19 protein-coding genes are annotated in these 15,416 nt (G+C 67.4%); 6 read left to right on the plus strand and 13 right to left on the minus strand.

The annotated features are described in order from the left end of the window. Positions 1–26: 26 nt before the first annotated feature. From lptB to LL964_RS05155, 5 genes are read right to left on the minus strand one after another with little or no spacing between them, the layout of a single operon-like run. A complete protein-coding gene (gene lptB, locus LL964_RS05135) occupies positions 27–746 on the minus strand; it encodes an LPS export ABC transporter ATP-binding protein (RefSeq protein ID WP_104587235.1) in 720 nt (239 codons plus the stop codon). Further along, complete coding sequence (gene lptA, locus LL964_RS05140) at positions 746–1,306, minus strand: lipopolysaccharide transport periplasmic protein LptA (RefSeq protein WP_104587236.1); 561 nt, start codon at positions 1,304–1,306, stop codon at positions 746–748. Before lptA ends, lptB begins: the two co-directional genes overlap by 1 nt. Next, a complete protein-coding gene (lptC, locus tag LL964_RS05145; protein ID WP_104587237.1) occupies positions 1,284–1,859 on the minus strand; it encodes an LPS export ABC transporter periplasmic protein LptC in 576 nt (191 codons plus the stop codon). The genes lptA and lptC overlap by 23 nt, the downstream gene beginning before the upstream one ends. Next, positions 1,856–2,404 carry a KdsC family phosphatase gene (locus LL964_RS05150; protein ID WP_104587238.1) on the minus strand — a complete coding sequence of 183 codons (549 nt, stop codon included), beginning with the start codon at positions 2,402–2,404 and terminating at the stop codon, positions 1,856–1,858. The genes lptC and LL964_RS05150 overlap by 4 nt, the downstream gene beginning before the upstream one ends. Before the next feature lie 49 nt (positions 2,405–2,453). Then, on the minus strand, positions 2,454–3,455 hold the full coding sequence (locus tag LL964_RS05155; protein WP_104587239.1) for a KpsF/GutQ family sugar-phosphate isomerase: 1,002 nt from the start codon (positions 3,453–3,455) through the stop codon (positions 2,454–2,456). 53 nt (positions 3,456–3,508) lie between these two features. Here LL964_RS05155 and LL964_RS05160 point away from each other — a divergent pair, with 53 nt between their 5' ends. The 3 genes from LL964_RS05160 (at position 3,509) to LL964_RS05170 (ending at position 5,558) form a co-directional block, all read left to right on the plus strand. Further along, positions 3,509–3,736, plus strand: coding sequence for a BolA family protein (locus tag LL964_RS05160; RefSeq protein ID WP_104587240.1), 228 nt, complete (start codon positions 3,509–3,511; stop codon positions 3,734–3,736). Between the two features lie 221 nt (positions 3,737–3,957). Further along, the gene (gene murA / locus LL964_RS05165) at positions 3,958–5,232 is read left to right on the plus strand and encodes a UDP-N-acetylglucosamine 1-carboxyvinyltransferase (RefSeq protein ID WP_104587241.1); all 1,275 of its coding nucleotides are present in this window, start codon (positions 3,958–3,960) and stop codon (positions 5,230–5,232) included. After that, entirely contained in the window at positions 5,229–5,558 is a 330-nt protein-coding gene (locus LL964_RS05170) for a hypothetical protein (protein ID WP_104587242.1), read from the plus strand. The genes murA and LL964_RS05170 overlap by 4 nt, the downstream gene beginning before the upstream one ends. A gap of 485 nt (positions 5,559–6,043) precedes the next feature. Here LL964_RS05170 and LL964_RS05175 read toward each other — a convergent pair whose 3' ends face one another. The 6 genes from LL964_RS05175 to purM all read right to left on the minus strand — a co-directional run bounded on the left by LL964_RS05175 (position 6,044) and on the right by purM (position 10,425). After that, positions 6,044–6,724 (minus strand): DUF3108 domain-containing protein, encoded by a 681-nt coding sequence (locus LL964_RS05175; RefSeq protein ID WP_104587243.1) that lies wholly within the window; start codon positions 6,722–6,724, stop codon positions 6,044–6,046. A gap of 2 nt (positions 6,725–6,726) precedes the next feature. Next, positions 6,727–7,566, minus strand: a complete 840-nt coding sequence (locus LL964_RS05180) for a DUF3108 domain-containing protein (protein WP_104587244.1) — start codon at positions 7,564–7,566, stop codon at positions 6,727–6,729. Between the two features lie 64 nt (positions 7,567–7,630). Next, positions 7,631–8,299 (minus strand): phosphoribosylglycinamide formyltransferase, encoded by a 669-nt coding sequence (gene purN / locus LL964_RS05185; protein ID WP_104587245.1) that lies wholly within the window; start codon positions 8,297–8,299, stop codon positions 7,631–7,633. Continuing rightward, positions 8,286–8,903, minus strand: a complete 618-nt coding sequence (locus LL964_RS05190) for a DUF2238 domain-containing protein (protein ID WP_104587419.1) — start codon at positions 8,901–8,903, stop codon at positions 8,286–8,288. The genes purN and LL964_RS05190 overlap by 14 nt, the downstream gene beginning before the upstream one ends. 22 nt (positions 8,904–8,925) lie before the next feature. After that, positions 8,926–9,384 (minus strand): hypothetical protein, encoded by a 459-nt coding sequence (locus tag LL964_RS05195; protein ID WP_104587246.1) that lies wholly within the window; start codon positions 9,382–9,384, stop codon positions 8,926–8,928. A 15-nt stretch (positions 9,385–9,399) separates the two neighbouring features. Further along, positions 9,400–10,425: a phosphoribosylformylglycinamidine cyclo-ligase gene (gene purM, locus LL964_RS05200; RefSeq protein WP_208621434.1), complete on the minus strand. Its 1,026-nt coding sequence runs from the start codon at positions 10,423–10,425 to the stop codon at positions 9,400–9,402. Between the two features lie 129 nt (positions 10,426–10,554). Between purM and LL964_RS05205 the strand changes: the two genes are divergently transcribed. Genes LL964_RS05205 through hda form a run of 3 tightly spaced genes read left to right on the plus strand, consistent with a single transcriptional unit; the run spans position 10,555 to position 13,558 of the window. Beyond that, complete coding sequence (locus tag LL964_RS05205; RefSeq protein ID WP_167395314.1) at positions 10,555–11,667, plus strand: DUF2066 domain-containing protein; 1,113 nt, start codon at positions 10,555–10,557, stop codon at positions 11,665–11,667. Next, positions 11,664–12,830 (plus strand): AI-2E family transporter, encoded by a 1,167-nt coding sequence (locus LL964_RS05210; RefSeq protein WP_104587249.1) that lies wholly within the window; start codon positions 11,664–11,666, stop codon positions 12,828–12,830. Before LL964_RS05205 ends, LL964_RS05210 begins: the two co-directional genes overlap by 4 nt. Beyond that, positions 12,827–13,558 carry a DnaA regulatory inactivator Hda gene (gene hda, locus LL964_RS05215; RefSeq protein WP_228329385.1) on the plus strand — a complete coding sequence of 244 codons (732 nt, stop codon included), beginning with the start codon at positions 12,827–12,829 and terminating at the stop codon, positions 13,556–13,558. The genes LL964_RS05210 and hda overlap by 4 nt, the downstream gene beginning before the upstream one ends. A gap of 79 nt (positions 13,559–13,637) precedes the next feature. On the opposite strand, the gene murU is transcribed toward hda, so the two are convergent. Then, complete coding sequence (gene murU, locus LL964_RS05220; RefSeq protein WP_104587250.1) at positions 13,638–14,372, minus strand: N-acetylmuramate alpha-1-phosphate uridylyltransferase MurU; 735 nt, start codon at positions 14,370–14,372, stop codon at positions 13,638–13,640. Beyond that, positions 14,369–15,388 carry an aminoglycoside phosphotransferase family protein gene (locus LL964_RS05225; protein ID WP_104587251.1) on the minus strand — a complete coding sequence of 340 codons (1,020 nt, stop codon included), beginning with the start codon at positions 15,386–15,388 and terminating at the stop codon, positions 14,369–14,371. The genes murU and LL964_RS05225 overlap by 4 nt, the downstream gene beginning before the upstream one ends. Positions 15,389–15,416 lie beyond the last annotated feature (28 nt).

Consider the following 15,416-nt stretch of genomic DNA (forward strand, 5'->3'; position numbering starts at 1 on the left):
GGAAAATCGTTGGCGCGGCGGCGCGCTCAAAGGCGGAAAGTTTCCCCCAGATACACGCGACGGACGTCGGGATTGGCGAGCAGCGCGTCCGGTGCCCCCTGCGCCAGCACGCCTCCCTCGGCGAGGATATACGCGCGGTCGCAGATTCCCAAGGTCTCACGCACGTTGTGATCGGTGATCAGCACACCGATGCCGCGTTCCTTGAGGTGGGTGACGATGCGCTGGATCTCGCCGACCGAAATCGGATCCACGCCGGCGAAGGGTTCGTCCAGCAGCATCATGCGCGGCTTGGCCGCCAGCGCGCGTGCGATCTCGCAGCGCCGGCGCTCGCCACCGGACAGGCTGGCACCCAGCTGATCGGCCACGTGGGTGATCTGCAGCTCGTCCAGCAGCGCAGCGAGCTCCTTTTCGCGCGCCGCACCGTCGAGGTCCTCGCGCAGCTCCAGCACCAGGCGGATGTTGTCGGCCACGGTGAGCTTGCGGAACACCGACGGCTCCTGGGGCAGGTATCCCACACCCAGTTTCGCCCGTGCATACATCGGCTCGGCCGTGAGGTCGCGCCCATCCAGCTCGATGCGGCCGGCATCGGCCTCGACCAGGCCGACGATCATGTAGAAGCAGGTGGTCTTGCCGGCGCCATTGGGCCCGAGCAGGCCGACCACTTCGCCGGCTTCCAGGGTCAGGCCGAATTCCTTGACCACTTCGCGCTGCTTGTATTTCTTGCGCAGACCGGTGGCGACCAGCATTACGGCTTCCCCTGCGGTTTGGCGGCAGGTTTCGCAGCGGGCTTGGCGGCCGGCGGTGCGGCCGCAGGGGCGGCGTTCTTCGGCTGGATGATGGTGCGCACACGGCTGCCATCGCCGCCGCTCTGCATGTTGCCGGTCTTGGTGTTGTAGACCATGCGCTGGCCGGCATTGCTGCCCTTGGGCGAGTCGACCTTGTAGTTGCCGGTCAGGATGATGATTTCGTCGGCAACCTTGTATTCGATGTTGTCGGCCTGGCCGTTCATCATCGCGCCGTCGTCCATCTGCTGCTTGAGCGTGGCCTGCTTGCCGGTGAGCACTACGCGGTCGGTCTGGCCGTTCTTCTGAAAGATGTCGGCGGTATCGGCGTGGATCTCCAGCGTGCCCTGGGTGATCACCACATTGCCGCTGAAGCGGCACTTGCCGCTGTCATCGAGCATGTTGCAGTCGTTGGCATTGGAGTCGATCGCCATTGGCTGATTGCGATCGCTGCTCTTGGCCATGGCCATCGCAGGCAGCAGTAGCGCGGCGAACGCCAGTTTAGCGGGCAGCATTCGGTTCATAGCGGGTCTTGACCTGGGAGAGAAGCTTGTACTGGCGTGATTTGAGATCGGCCTCGAAGCCGACCCCGCTCTGCATGATACCCGGCCGGCTCATGCTCACCGGCGCGGCGGTCTTGGCGAGGTTCTGCTGCGGGAACACGTCCAGACTCTGGGTGCGGAAGGTGGTCGGCGGGGTGGGGCCGGTGGTCGGGCTGTCGCCTTCCACATCGCCGCGCAGCCGCAGTTCGTCGCCCTTGGGGCTGATCCAGCCGGTCTTGGAACGCAAGGTCCACGGCTGGTTGGCGTTATCGGGCAGCAGGAACACCGGCGTGGTGATTTCTGCGGTCTGATCGGCACGGTTGCGGTGCATTTCCGGCGCACGCAGCGTCATCGATTCCTTGCCAGTCTGTTTGTCCAGGGCGATCAGCTCGAAATCGCGCAGCACGTAGTCGGCCTTGGACTCGTCCACCGCCGCCGCCACCGGGCGCGCACGCTGCTGCCAGGCCGACCAGCCGGACACCACCGCGGCCACGAACAGCACCACGCCAAGAGTGGTTCGCCAGTTCCAGCTCATGCCGAGAACCGCGCGATGATGGCGTCGATCTGGCCCTGCGCGGCCAGCAGCGTGTCGCAGACCTCGCGCGCGGCCCCTTCGCCGCCGCGGGCCCGGGTATGCCACTGCACCCGCTCGGCGATCCACGGGTGGGCATTGGCGGGGGCGACCGGCAAGCCGACCGCGAGCAGGGCCGGAAGATCGGGCAGGTCATCGCCCATGAACAGCACCTGGTCCAGCGACAGCCCGTGTTCCTGGCACAGCGCCAGGACGGCCAGGCGCTTGTTCTTGACCCCGATCTGCACGTGCAGGCCCAGATCCTGGCCGCGCTTTTCCGCCGACAGGCTGGCGCGCGCGGTGATCAGTGCGACATGGATGCCGGCGTGTTCGAGCTGTTTGAGGCCCTGGCCGTCGAGTACGTTGAAGGCCTTGCTCTCGTTGCCGGCATGGTCGTAGTACAGGCGCCCGTCGGTCAGCGTGCCATCGACATCGAAGCAGGCCAGACGGGTGCGTGCGGCACGGTCGATCAACTCGGCGGGGAGGTGCTGCAGGGGAGAGTAGGGCATCGGCACGAATCGGTGGGAACGGGGTCCGACAGGTTGAAAACTGAACCTGTTAAACCACTTTGGCGCGCAACAGGTCGTGAATGTTCAACGCGCCGACCGCACGCTGCTGCGCGTCGACCACGATCAGGCCGTTGATCTTGTGCTCTTCCATCAGGCGAGCGGCCTCGGCGGCCAGCTGGTCGGCGCCGATGGTCTTGGGGTTGCGGGTCATTACCTCGGCGATGCCGGCACTGCGCACGTCGATGTCGCTGTCCAGCGCGCGGCGCAGATCGCCGTCGGTGAACAGGCCGATCAGCCGCCCCTCGGCATCCACCACCGCGGTCATCCCCAGCCGCTTGCGGCTCATTTCCATCAACGCCTGGCTCAGGCTGGCGTCTTCGCGCACGCGGGGCAGGTCGTCGCCAGCATGCATCACGTCGGTGATGTGCAGCAGCAGGCGCCGGCCCAGGCTGCCGGCCGGGTGGGAACGGGCGAAGTCGTCGGCAGTGAAGCCGCGCGCATCGAGCAGGGCCACCGCCAGCGCGTCGCCCAGCGCCAGCGAGGCCGTGGTGCTGGAGGTCGGGGCCAGGTGCAGCGGGCAGGCTTCGGCGGCGACGCTGACATCCAGGTGTACGTCGGCGGCCTGGGCCAGGGTGGAGGCGGGGCGGCCGGTCATGGCGATGATCGGGTTACCCTGGCGCTTGAGCACCGGCAGCAGCATGCGCACTTCGTCCGATTCGCCCGAATACGACAGCGCCAGCACGATGTCGGCCTCGGTGATCATGCCCAGGTCGCCATGGCCGGCTTCGCCGGGATGCACGAAGAAGGCCGGGGTGCCGGTCGAGGCCAGGGTGGCGGCGATCTTGCGCGCGATATGGCCGGATTTGCCCATGCCGGTGGCGACCACGCGCCCGCGCGAGGCCAGCACCAGCCGGCAGGCGGCGGCGAAGTCGTTGCCGATCCGCGCGCCCACGCTGGCCAGCGCGTCCTGCTCGATCCCAAGCACGCGCTGTCCGCTGGCGATCAGGCTGGCGTCGCTGACGGTGGCAGGAGGCAGGTGCGAGACGGCCATGCAGAACCCGGCTGAAGAGTAGAATGTGCGCTCATTTTATGAGGAAACGCCCTTTGGACGCCGAAACCATCCGTAAACTCATCGAATCCGGCTTGCCCGAAGCCCGCGTCGACGTGCACGGCGACGACGGCGTGCACTTCGAGGCCACCGTGGTCAGCGCAGCCTTCGCGGGCAAGGCGCCGCTGGCACGCCACCGCATGGTCTATGCGACCCTGGGCGACCTGATGGGCGGGGCGATCCACGCGCTGCAGCTGAAGACCCTGACGCCCGAGGAAGGCTGAGCACGCCAGGCGGGCCGTGCCGGGGTGGAAAAAACGGTGCGCGCCCGAATCGCGTGGTCCACTGCATCCTCCACCATGACCTGGCGACATCCCTCGCGTGCCGAGCCGTGCCGGCGCCGCTCGCTCCTCCGATTGCAGCGCCGCGCCGCACGTCCCAGCGTCAGAACGTTGCGCTCACCACTTCTCCGACATCCCTCTCCTTTCGGACTTCTTAGATTCCCATGGCAAAAATCGTAGTGACCGGCGGCCAAGCGCTGCATGGCGAAGTCAATATCTCCGGCGCCAAGAACGCCGTGCTGCCCATCCTGTGCGCCACCCTGCTGGCCGATGCGCCGGTGGAGATCAGCAACGTGCCGCACCTGCACGACGTGATCACCACGGTGAAGCTGCTCGGCGAGCTCGGCGCCGAGGTCACCATCGATGAGGGCACCCTGGCCAAGGGGCGCTCGATCCGGGTCGATCCGCGTTCGGTCACCCACCAGGTCGCCCCGTACGAGCTGGTCAAGACCATGCGCGCCTCGATCCTGGTGCTGGGGCCGCTGCTGGCGCGCTACGGCACCGCCGAGGTGTCGCTGCCGGGCGGCTGCGCGATCGGCTCGCGCCCGGTGGACCAGCACATCAAGGGCCTGCAGGCGCTGGGTGCGGAGATCAGCGTGGAGAACGGCTACATCAAGGCCACCAGCAACGGTCGTCTGAAGGGCGGCCGTTACGTGTTCGACATGGTCAGCGTCACCGGCACCGAGAACGTGCTGATGGCGGCAGTACTGGCCGACGGCACCACCGTGCTGGAAAACGCGGCGATGGAGCCGGAAGTCACCGACCTGGCCGAGTGCCTGACCGCGCTCGGTGCACGGATCGAAGGCGCCGGCACGCCGCGCATCGTGGTGCAGGGCGTCGAACGGCTGGGCGGCGGGCATCATGCGGTGTTGCCCGATCGCATCGAGACCGGCACCTTCCTGGTGGCCGCGGCGATGACCGGTGGCAGCGTCACCGTGCGCCGCGCGCGTCCGGACACCCTGGACGCGGTGCTGGACAAGCTCGCCGAGGCCGGCGCCAGCATCACTGCCAGCGGCGACAGCATCACCCTGGACATGCAGGGCAAGCGCCCGCGCGCAGTCAACCTCACCACCGCCCCGTATCCGGCGTTTCCCACCGACATGCAGGCGCAATTCATGGCGCTCAATTGCGTGGCCGAGGGCGTGGGCGTGATCAACGAAACCATCTTCGAAAACCGCTTCATGCACGTCAACGAGCTGCTGCGCCTGGGCGCGGATATCCAGGTCGAAGGCCATACCGCCATCGTCCGCGGCGCCGAACGCCTGAGTGGCGCACCGGTGATGGCCACCGATCTGCGCGCCTCCGCCTCGCTGATCCTGGCCGGGCTGGTGGCCGACGGCGAGACCACCATCGATCGCATCTACCACCTGGACCGTGGCTACGAGAACATCGAGGAGAAGCTGGGGGCGCTGGGCGCGACCATCCGGCGCACCGCATGATCCTGCGCGGACGCTTCACCACCCGACGCAAGGTCCTGCTGGGCGTGATCGTGCTGATCCTGGCCTGGCTGGCCTACGCCTGGAGCGTGGGCATGGCGATCACCCAGGGCGTGGAATTCAACGACATGGACTGGAACGGCGACGGCACCGCCAGCCGCGACGAGATCGCGCAGTCGTTCTACGCGGTGGCGGTCAAGAAGACCGTCGAAGGCAGGCGCCATTGCGATCTGTTCTATTGGCGCAGCAGCGGCGAGCAGATCCGCGTGGACTGCCGCACGGTGTTCTCCAGCGGCGATGACAAGGCCGCGGCCAAGCCTGAGGAGTGATGGGTTGGTGCGGATGGATCAGTCGTAAAGCGGCTGATCTGCGGCCTGGTCGCAGGGTCCTTGCCCGCCTACCATCGCGGGACACGCTGCAAGTACGTCCTTGTAAGCTCTTACGCGGCATCCATGCCGCGTAAGGTCCCGCGACGGTAGGCGGGCAAGGACCGGTCGAGAGGGTCGGTGTGCATCGTAAGAGCAGGCACCGTGCCCTGCAGTTCTGACAAGCAAGCGTCCGCTAATCTCCCAACCCGAGCGGATCAATACGCAAGCCGATCAACGGACAAGCTTTTAAGCGAACAACCGACCAATTGTCTGGTGCGGTGTCCTCGCCGCTTGCGGGACCGTGTGGCGGCATGGATGCCGCCACCGAGCCTCCACGGACGGATTCACGGCGTGTTCCGCGAGCGGTGAGGGCGCCGCGCCCTCGACCCACTGGCTCCTAAAGCCTCGCGCGTTGGCGCGCTCTTGAAATGGCAGTCACATCAGGCTCAGCGCAGCGACTTGATGGTCAGGTCCAGCGCATCCTGGCCTTTTTCCTTTTGCAGCAGGCGCGCCGGCACCGGCAGGTCCTTGACCACCCAGGCGATCAATTCCTTGTCGCCGTCCACGCGCGAGACCTTGGTGGCCTGCTCCTGCTTGCCGTTGACGGTGATGGTGTCCTTGCCGACGACCTTGTAGCTCATCGGCTTGATGCGGCCTTCGTCCACCATGCGGTAGTTCAGCGGCTTGCCGGCGGCCAGGTCGCGGGTGATCGCCAGATTGATCAGCAAGGCGTCCATGTCGCCGGGTTGCAGTTTGACCGGGCCACGGCGATCGGGCTTGATGTCGCCGCTCCAGGTGGCCTGGCTGGTCTTCCAGTCGTAATTGGCGGTGACGTTGCGTCGCTTGACCATCATCGAAGACGTGTCGTTGCTGCTCACCGGGCGCAGCTGCCCACCGGCCTCCTCGAACACCGTGCTCTGGGTCAGGTTGGCCAGCTGGTTCTGGATGGTCAGCGTATAGCGCCACTGATTGGTACCGGCGGCGGCCAGGGTCATGGTGCCGTTGGCCTGCATGCCCATGTAGTTGGCCGAATAATCGGCCTGGAACGGCTGCACGGCAAAGGCCGGCAGGCTGGCCACGGCCAGGGCGGCGGCGAGCAAAGCGCTGGTGCGGGAGAGGGTGTTCATGCTCAGGCTCCTTGGTATTCGACCAGGCGGAGATCGACCTGATCCTCACCTTTGTCACGTTGCAGGATGCGCACCGGGGTCGGAACCCCGTTGGCGATCCAGAGGATGGTTTCGTTGTCGCCGCTGTTGACGCGGTACACGCGCAACGCGTCGTAACTCAGATCGCCGACCTGCACCACCTCGGTGGTGTCGGCGGCGCGGTAGTCGTATTTGCGTACCCGGCCCACGTCGACGTAGCGATAGCTCAGGCTGCGCCCCGGTTGTGCGTCGCGCATCAGCGACAGGTTCAACGACAGCGCGCTCTGGTCGCCGCGTTGCAGGGCAATGGGTTGCTGACGCTCCTTCTTCAGATCGCCGTCCCATTGCGCGGTACCGGCCTGCCAGTCGTACACGCCGGTGACCTTCTTGCCGAAGAACACCGCCTTGCGCACCGTGCTCTGGCTCAGCGGCACATAGGTATCGCCGTCCACCCGAAACACCGTGCTCTGTTCCAGATTCAGGCCCAGGATGCTGGCAAAGCCCTTGCGGCCACGCACCGCCATGTCGATGCGCCACTGACTGCCGTCACCATGGCTGACCTGCATGGTCGCGTCGCCGGCCTCCTTGCCGCGATAAAACGCCTGGTAGGTCGCCACGAACGGCTCCAACGGTGGTGGCGTCCAGGGGCTGGCCGGCAGCGCAGCCGCGGACGCGGTTGCTGGCTGCGCTGTCGCAGCGGCAGGGGAAGCAGCGGGCGCCGTCGTGGACGCAGGCGCGGCGGGAGGCTGTTGCGCGCGGGCGGTGCCGGCCGAGGCGAGCAGGGCGGTGGTCAACAGCGCGGTGGCGATCGGGACGACGTTCATGCGCTGAGGGTGGGCACGGGGCCGCAAGGATGTCCGAAAGGGGATGAGGAGGATGTCTCCGCATTCAGGCCAATGCGGTGTCAGCGGACTCTAGTCGCAGTGGCGTAAACAGGCACTGACCGTCGAGATGGATGGCGTCGCCGTGGACCTGCACTCTCCCGCTGGCCAGCAGATCCAGCGTGGCCAGCAGCAACGGGTGCTCGCGACCGAGGACGCGCGCGGCCAGCTGCTCGGCGCTGTCGCCGGGCAGTACCGGGACGCGGGCCTGCGCGATCACGCTGCCGGCATCGAGCTCCGGCACCACCAGATGCACGCTGGCGCCGTGCTCGGTATCGCCGGCCTCCAGCGCCCGCGCATGCGTGTGCAGACCCCGGTACTTGGGCAGCAGGGACGGGTGGATGTTGAGCATGCGCCCGGCGAAGCGACGTACCAGCGGCTCGCCCAGGATGCGCATGTAACCGGCGCAGACCACCCAGTCCGGCCGTACCGCGGCGATGGCGTCGCCCAGCGCGGCGTCGAAGGCTTCGCGGTCGGCGAACGCGCGCGGGCTGGCGCTCCAGCGCAGTGCTTGGTCGACCTTGAGCAGCGCCGGCGCTTGCGGGCGATCGGAAAACACCCCGACCACTTCTGCGCGCAGGCGTCGGTCGGCGATGGCGTCGAGGATGGCCTGCAGATTGCTGCCGCGGCCGGACGCCAGAATGGCCAGGCGCAGGCACGGGTCAGTGGCGTGCATTGAACGATGTCCTCACCAAGGGGTAGGCGATCAGACTGCCGAGCGTGGCCAGCAGCATGTCGGTGTGTGCATCCCAGGGGTCGCCCTGCTGCCCGTTGTAGGCTTCGGCGGCCTGCGGCGACAGCAGCAGCGCGATGCCCCATTCGAACCATTCGTAGAGCAGGCTGACGCACATGATGCTCATGACGGTCAGTGCGAAGCCCGGCCGTTGCCCCAGACGCGGCCAGCGCCGCGCTGCGAGCTGCGCGATGGCCGGCGCGAAGCAGAGTCCGAACAGCAGGTGGATCAAGCGGTCGAAATGATTGCGGGTCCAGCCGAAGGCGGTGCCTGGCGACCAATGCAGCAGCTGCCGGCTCCATTGCTCGTAAGGCACGTAGGAATACAGCCAGCGCGCACCGATGCAATGCAGCGCGACGAACACGCAGATCAGCACGAACGCTGCATTGCCGAGCCGATGGCGGCGGTCGATCCAGGCCAGCGCGATCAGCCCGATCACCGTCAGCGAACTATGCAACGCCTGTTCGGCCGGCCACGGCGGCGCGATCCAGCTGGCCAGGAACACTGCGAGGGCGACCAGCGATGCAGCCGGTTTGACGCCGCGCACTGCGTCTTCGCTCACGCCGGTCTCAGGCTGCGGTGGCCGCGCCACCGAACAAGGCCTTGACCTGGGGGCGCAACAGCACGACCAGCGTGAACACGCCGAGCACGGTGCCGAACGGCATGAACGAGCAGGAGATGCCGGCCACGATCAGGCACAGCAGATGCCGCCGGCGCTGGGCGATGCAGCGGCCGGCATAGGCCATGAACCCGGCCAGGGTCAGGCCGCAGCAGATGAACCCGGCCGCGAACACCACGAAGAACCAGCCGAACCAGCGGGCATCCAGCGGCGGCGCATCGGGATTGGTGTTTTCCATCGGCAGGTGCCCGGTCACGATGGCCAGGCCCATGAACAGGTGGATCAGCGGGAACAACGAAAACAGCCCGGTGATGCCGGCCAGCACGTAATGGAAGATCGACAGCAGCTTGAGCTGCTGCAGATCTTCGGCGGTGGCACGCGGCGCCGATGCGATCGGGGAAGCGTCTATGCGGGTCTCCTGGGCTCAGCCGATCCGCACGCGGTCGTCGCCGTGCGTTGTCGTCACCTGACCGATACGCCAGTGTGCCAGCGACTGCGCGGTCAGCGCCTGTTCCAGCGTGGCAGCCTGGTCGGGCGAGACGATCAGCACGAAGCCGATGCCGCAGTTGAAGGTGCGCCACATTTCGGCATCGGCCACCGCACCCTCGCGCTGCAGCCAGGCGAACACCGGCGGCAGGGTCCACGCAGTGGCATCGATGTCCAGCCCCAGCCCGTCCGGAACCACCCGGATGATGTTCTCGGTCAGCCCGCCGCCGGTGATGTGCGCCATGGCATGGATCGCCTCGCCATGCGACCTGAGCAGGGCCAGGATCGGTTTGACATACAGCGCCGTCGGCGCCATCAGCGCATCGATCAGCCGGGTGCCATCGTCCAGCACATGCTCGGCCGGCGCGCCGGCGCGCTCGTAGATCTTGCGGATCAGCGAATAGCCGTTGGAATGCGGGCCGGAGGAGGCGATGCCGATCAGGACGTCGCCCTCACGCACCTGCGCGCCGTCCAGCAGCTGGGATTTTTCCACCGCACCGACGGTGAAACCGGCCAGATCGTACTCGCCTGGCGGGTACATGTCGGGCATCTCGGCGGTTTCGCCGCCGATCAACGCGCAGCCGGACAACTCGCAGCCGAGCGCGATACCGCCGACCACCGCCGCGGCGGTGTCCACGTCCAGCTTGCCGGTGGCGAAGTAATCCAGGAAGAACAGCGGCTCGGCGCCCTGTACCAGCACGTCGTTGACGCACATGCCGACCAGGTCGATGCCGATGGTGTCGTGCCGGCCGAGCTGCTGGGCAAGCTTGAGCTTGGTGCCCACGCCATCGGTGCCGGACACCAGCACTGGCTCCCTGTACTTGCCCGACAGATCGAACAAGGCACCGAAACCGCCCAGGCCGCCCATCACTTCCGGCCGGAAGCTGCGCTTGACCAACGGCTTGATGCGTTCGACCAGCGCGTTGCCGGCATCGATATCGACGCCCGCATCGCGGTAGGTCATGGGCGAGGGGGCTGAAGGCGTTGGGCTGGTCACGGGCTGGAGGGCTCGGCGGCAAAGACGGCGATTTTAGCAGCCACGTTGGCGCTAGCGTCCCATTCGGGCAACAATTCACCCGGATACGCTTACGCCATGGAACCGTCGATGCGCCGCAGTCTCGCTTTCTTTCTCGCTCTCGTGGTCGCCATGCCGGTCATGCCGGCCTTCGCGCAGGCGGATCTGCGTACCGAAGGCGACGTCGCCAAGGCGCAGAGTGCCTATGACGCCGAAGTGCCGGTCAACAGCCAGAGCGAATCGGACCGCCCGGGTGCGCTGGCCCGCGCACTGGCGGCGGTGCTGGGCAAGGTGTCCGGCGATCGCAGCGTGATGAGCCGCCCCGGGGTGCCGCAGGCGCTGCGCAACGCGCCTAACTACGTCGACAATTACGACTACCGCCAGGATCAGGGCACCTCGCGCACCGGTGCGCCGACCTTCCGCACCACCCTGGTCGCGCGTTTCCGGCAGTCCGACGTGGATGGCCTGATCGCCGCGCTGGGCCTGCCGGTGTGGCCGCTGCCACGGCCCAAGCCGGTACTGTGGCTGGCCATCGACGATGGCAGCGGGCCGCGCTTGGTCGGGGTGGCCCAGGCCAACGCCGCGCGCAGCGTGCTCGACCGCGCCATCGAGCGCGGTTACCGGCTCGGCCTGCCGGGCGGAGCGGCGGCCGAACAGGCGCTGGCAGGCGCGATCTGGCGCAAGGACACGGCAGCGGTGGCGCGCGCCTCGGCCAAGTACAGCCCGCCGATGCAGCTGATCGGCAAGCTCTACCGCAGCGGATCCGGCTGGACGGCCGACTGGACATTCGTGGACAGCGGCAATGTGTTGTCCAGCTGGACCAGCAGCGATGGCGACGCCCGCCGCGCAATGGCCGCCGGTGCCGACGGCGCCGCCGACGCGCTGGTCAAGCGCTATGCCAAGCGGGTGGATTCGGGCGTCCCCGGTGTGTACCGCGCGGTGATCACCGGGATTCACAGTGCCGACGACTATCTGCGAGTTGCCGCCGCGCTGCAGGCGGTCTCGGTGGTACGCAGCATCCGCCCGGTCAGCGCCAATGGCGACCGCATGGAGGTGGATCTGGAATTGCTCACGGGCATTTCCGGGCTCAACCGTATGCTCGGTGACAATAGTCCCCTGGTCTCGGTGTCGGTGCCGACCGAGGGCCCGATCATCCTCGACAACGAGCACGCCGAGTACCGCCTGAAATGACCCTGACGCCCGAAGCCGAGATCGCCCTGTTCCTGCGCCGCCTCAAGTGGGCGGCGGTGATCGTCGGCGTGCTGTGGGTGGTGGCGTTGCTTGCCCCGATCCTGACCCCGTTCGTGCTGGCGCTGCTGTTGGCCTGGCTGGGCGACCCGCTGGTGGATCGCATCGAGCGTGCCGGACGTTCGCGCAACGTGGCGGTGTCCCTGGTGTTCGTGCTGGCGACGCTGTTGTTCGTACTGGCGTTGATGATCCTGGTGCCGATGATCGAACGCCAGATCATGACCCTGATCGAAGCGCTGCCGCAGATGCGCACCTGGGCGATCCGCACCGCGATCCCCTGGCTTGAGGCCAAGACCGGCGTGGAGCTGATGGGCTGGCTGGACCCGGAGCGCCTGATCGAGTGGATCCGCAGCCACTGGGAGCAGGCCGGCGGCGCGGCCAAGACCTTCTTCGGCTACGTCTCGCGTTCGGGCTTTGCGATGGTGACCTGGGTGATCAACCTGGCGCTGCTGCCGATCCTGGCGTTCTACTTCCTGCGTGACTGGGACCGGCTGGTGGAGCGGGTGGCTGCGGTGATCCCGCGCGCCTACATCGGCACCGTGAGCCGGCTGGCACTGGAATCCAACGACGTGCTCGGCGGCTTCATTCGCGGCCAGTTCCTGGTGATGCTGGCGCTGGGTGCGATCTATGCCACCGGCCTGTCCATCATCGGGCTCAATCTCGGCCTGTTGATCGGCATCATCGCCGGCTTCATCAGCTTCATCCCGTATCTTGGCGCCACCACCGGCATCGTGCTCGCCCTGCTGGCGGCGATCGTGCAGGCCCAGGGCCTGGATCTGAAGCTGCTGATCGGTGTGGGTGTGGTGTTCACGGTCGGCCAGCTGCTGGAAAGCTATGTGCTTACCCCGCGCATCGTCGGCGACAAGATCGGCCTGCACCCGGTGGCGGTGATCTTCGCGGTGATGGCCGGCGGCCAGTTGTTCGGCTTCCTCGGCATGCTGCTGGCGTTGCCGGTCGCGGCGGTGGCCAATGTGCTGCTGCGTTATGCGCACGAGCAGTACACCCGTAGCGATCTGTATGCGGGCGAGCGCGCCGGCATCGTGCTGCAGTCCACCAACGAGCGCAGCGTCATCATCGACCCGACCAAGGACGCGGATCGGCTGTGAGTGTCCCGCAGTTGCCGCTGGCGTTGCGCGCGCCCTCCGATCAGCGTTTCGACAGTTACATCGCCGCGCCCGAAGGGGTGCTCGCACAGTTGCAGGCGCTGGCCGCCGGGCAGGTGAACGATTGGCTGTACCTGGCCGGTCCCACCGGGACCGGCAAGACCCATCTGGCGCTGGCAGTTTGCGCAGCGGCCGAGCAGGCCGGGCGCGGGCCCGCCTACCTGCCGCTGCAGGCCGCCGCCGGCCGCCTGCGCGATGCGCTCGAGGCGCTGGAAGGGCGCAGCCTGGTCGCGCTGGATGGCGTTGACAGCATTGCCGGGCAGCGCGAGGACGAAGTGGCGCTGTTCGATTTCCACAACCGCGCGCGCGCTGCCGGTAGCACCTTGCTCTACACCGGGCGGCAGATGCCCGACGGGCTCGCTCTGGTGCTTCCCGACCTGCGCTCGCGGCTGGCGCAGTGCGTGCGGATCGGATTACCGGTGCTCGACGATGCGGCGCGTGCGGCGGTGCTGCGCGACCGGGCGCAACGACGCGGTCTGGCCCTGGACGATGCCGCCATCGAGTGGTTGCTGACCCATAGCGAGCGCGAGCTGGCCGGTCTGGTGGCCTTGCTGGATCGGCTGGATCGCGAATCGCTGGCCGCCAAGCGGCGTGTCACGGTGCCGTTTCTGCGGCGGGTGGTGGCGGGGGCGGGGGCGGGACCCGGGACCCGGGACCCGGGACCCGGGTAGGGCAGAAGCGAAGCGGATCGCGATGCCGTGTGGATGCGCTCTGGTGGGCTGCTCCAGGCAATGCCCACGCTGCGGCGGGTCAGCTTTTCCCGGGTCCCGGGTCCCGGGTCCCGGGTCCCGCCAATTCCCGCTGCAAATCCGCCAGCCGCTGCGGCGTGCCGACATCGGTCCAGCGCCCCGAATGGTGAATGCCATCGATCACGCCTGCTGCCATCTGCGCGCGCAGGATCGGCGCCAGCGCAAACCGCGGTGCCATGCCGGCGGATTCGGGTAACGGCCCGACGATCGATTGCCAGTCGCGCAGCAGCGCGGGCCGATACATGCCGATTCCAGCGTAGGTGTGTGTGGCAGGCAGATCGGCGCGGACCTTGCCGTCGGCGTCCAGGGCGAAGTCCGCGCGGGCCGCATACGCAGGCGGGTCGACCAGCACCAGTTGCGCCAACCCGGCGGGTGTGTCGGACAGGCGCGCGAAATCGAAGTCGCTCCAGATGTCGCCGTTGACCAGCAGAAACGGCGCATCGCCCAGCAACGGCAGCGCATGCAGCATGCCGCCGCCGGTTTCCAGCGGCGTGGGGCCTTCGAAGGAGTAGGTCAGGCGCAGGCCGAAGGCGCCGCCATCTCCCAGCGCTTGCGGAAACTGCTCGGCCAGCCACGAGGTGTTGATGACCACCTCGTCCACGCCCAATGCCGCGAGTTTGCGCAGATGCCAGACGATCAAGGCCGTGCCGCCGACCGGCAGCAGCGGCTTGGGCGTGTGCTCGGTGAGCGGGCGCATGCGCTCGCCGAACCCCGCGGCGAAGATCAACGCCTTCATGCCGGGACCTGCGCCATCCGCGCGGCCAGGGCCGGCTTGATCACGTCCTCCAGCACGCCGATCAACGGCGCCAGCTCCGCGTAGCGCGGCAGTACCTCGTCCAGGTAGGCGATGAAGCGCGGCACGTTGTCCAGATACCAGTGCTTGCCGTCGCGATGGCTCAGGCGCGAAAAGATACCCAGGTTTTTCAGATGCCGTTGCACGCCCATCCAGTCCGCATCGCGCAGGAACTGCGCCAACGGCGGAACCGGCAATCCGGCCGCCACGGCGCGCCCGTGGTAGCGCGCCAGCCAGCCGTCCACCCGTGCGATCGGCCAGCTCACCGAGGTGTCCTTGAACAGGCTGATCGGATCGTAGGCGATCGGGCCGATCACGCAGTCCTGGAAATCCAGCACCGCCGGGCCATCGGGCACCGGCATCAGATTGCGCGGCATGAAGTCGCGGTGGGTGAATACGCGGGGCTGCGCCAGCGCGTTGTCCATCAGGCGGCGCTGCACCAGTTGCAACTGTTCGGCATGCGCACACTCCAAATGCACGCCCAGGTGCCGGCCCAGGAACCATTCCTCGAACAATCCGGCATCGCGTTGCAACAGGGCCTCGCCGAACGTGCCGCTATCGTTCGGTGGCGAAATGCGTTGCAGCAACAACAGTTGCGTGATCGCCCCGTCCAGCAGCGCGTCGGCATTGGCCTCGGTCAGCACCTGCGCCAGGGTCGGTGCCCCAAGGTCCTCCAGCAGCAGGAAGCCGCTCTGCAGATCCTGCGCAAGCACCTGCGGCACGCGCACGCCCTGCGCGCCCAGCAGCGCCTGCATGCGCAACCACGGGGCCACCTTTTCCAGCTCCGGTGGGGCATCCATCAGGATGCGATCGGCACCACGCCCCCGGGTGCGCCAATAGCTACGAAATCCCGCGTCGACCGACGCGCGTTTCAACGTGGCATGCGGATCGTCGAGCGCATGGCGCGCCCATTGCAGGCGGAGCGCGTCGCGCGCGGTTTCTGAAGGCGATGGGGTCATCTGTCGTTGCTGAGGTAATGGAGAAAGC

Source organism: Xanthomonas melonis (assembly GCF_020783655.1).
Taxonomy (GTDB): domain Bacteria; phylum Pseudomonadota; class Gammaproteobacteria; order Xanthomonadales; family Xanthomonadaceae; genus Xanthomonas; species Xanthomonas melonis.

What these genes read in the sequence shown, in the direction of transcription:
- murU (WP_104587250.1), bottom strand. Translation starts at nt 14,372, where the DNA reads ATGAAGGCGTTGATCTTCGCCGCGGGGTTCGGCGAGCGCATGCGCCCG.
- purN (WP_104587245.1), bottom strand. Translation starts at nt 8,299, where the DNA reads ATGCACGCCACTGACCCGTGCCTGCGCCTGGCCATTCTGGCGTCCGGC.
- LL964_RS05210 (WP_104587249.1), top strand. Translation starts at nt 11,664, where the DNA reads ATGACCCTGACGCCCGAAGCCGAGATCGCCCTGTTCCTGCGCCGCCTC.
- lptB (WP_104587235.1), bottom strand. Translation starts at nt 746, where the DNA reads ATGCTGGTCGCCACCGGTCTGCGCAAGAAATACAAGCAGCGCGAAGTG.
- LL964_RS05205 (WP_167395314.1), top strand. Translation starts at nt 10,555, where the DNA reads ATGGAACCGTCGATGCGCCGCAGTCTCGCTTTCTTTCTCGCTCTCGTG.
- LL964_RS05170 (WP_104587242.1), top strand. Translation starts at nt 5,229, where the DNA reads ATGATCCTGCGCGGACGCTTCACCACCCGACGCAAGGTCCTGCTGGGC.
- LL964_RS05180 (WP_104587244.1), bottom strand. Translation starts at nt 7,566, where the DNA reads ATGAACGTCGTCCCGATCGCCACCGCGCTGTTGACCACCGCCCTGCTC.
- lptC (WP_104587237.1), bottom strand. Translation starts at nt 1,859, where the DNA reads ATGAGCTGGAACTGGCGAACCACTCTTGGCGTGGTGCTGTTCGTGGCC.
- LL964_RS05150 (WP_104587238.1), bottom strand. Translation starts at nt 2,404, where the DNA reads ATGCCCTACTCTCCCCTGCAGCACCTCCCCGCCGAGTTGATCGACCGT.
- LL964_RS05155 (WP_104587239.1), bottom strand. Translation starts at nt 3,455, where the DNA reads ATGGCCGTCTCGCACCTGCCTCCTGCCACCGTCAGCGACGCCAGCCTG.
- purM (WP_208621434.1), bottom strand. Translation starts at nt 10,425, where the DNA reads ATGACCTACCGCGATGCGGGCGTCGATATCGATGCCGGCAACGCGCTG.
- murA (WP_104587241.1), top strand. Translation starts at nt 3,958, where the DNA reads ATGGCAAAAATCGTAGTGACCGGCGGCCAAGCGCTGCATGGCGAAGTC.
- lptA (WP_104587236.1), bottom strand. Translation starts at nt 1,306, where the DNA reads ATGAACCGAATGCTGCCCGCTAAACTGGCGTTCGCCGCGCTACTGCTG.
- LL964_RS05225 (WP_104587251.1), bottom strand. Translation starts at nt 15,388, where the DNA reads ATGACCCCATCGCCTTCAGAAACCGCGCGCGACGCGCTCCGCCTGCAA.
- LL964_RS05175 (WP_104587243.1), bottom strand. Translation starts at nt 6,724, where the DNA reads ATGAACACCCTCTCCCGCACCAGCGCTTTGCTCGCCGCCGCCCTGGCC.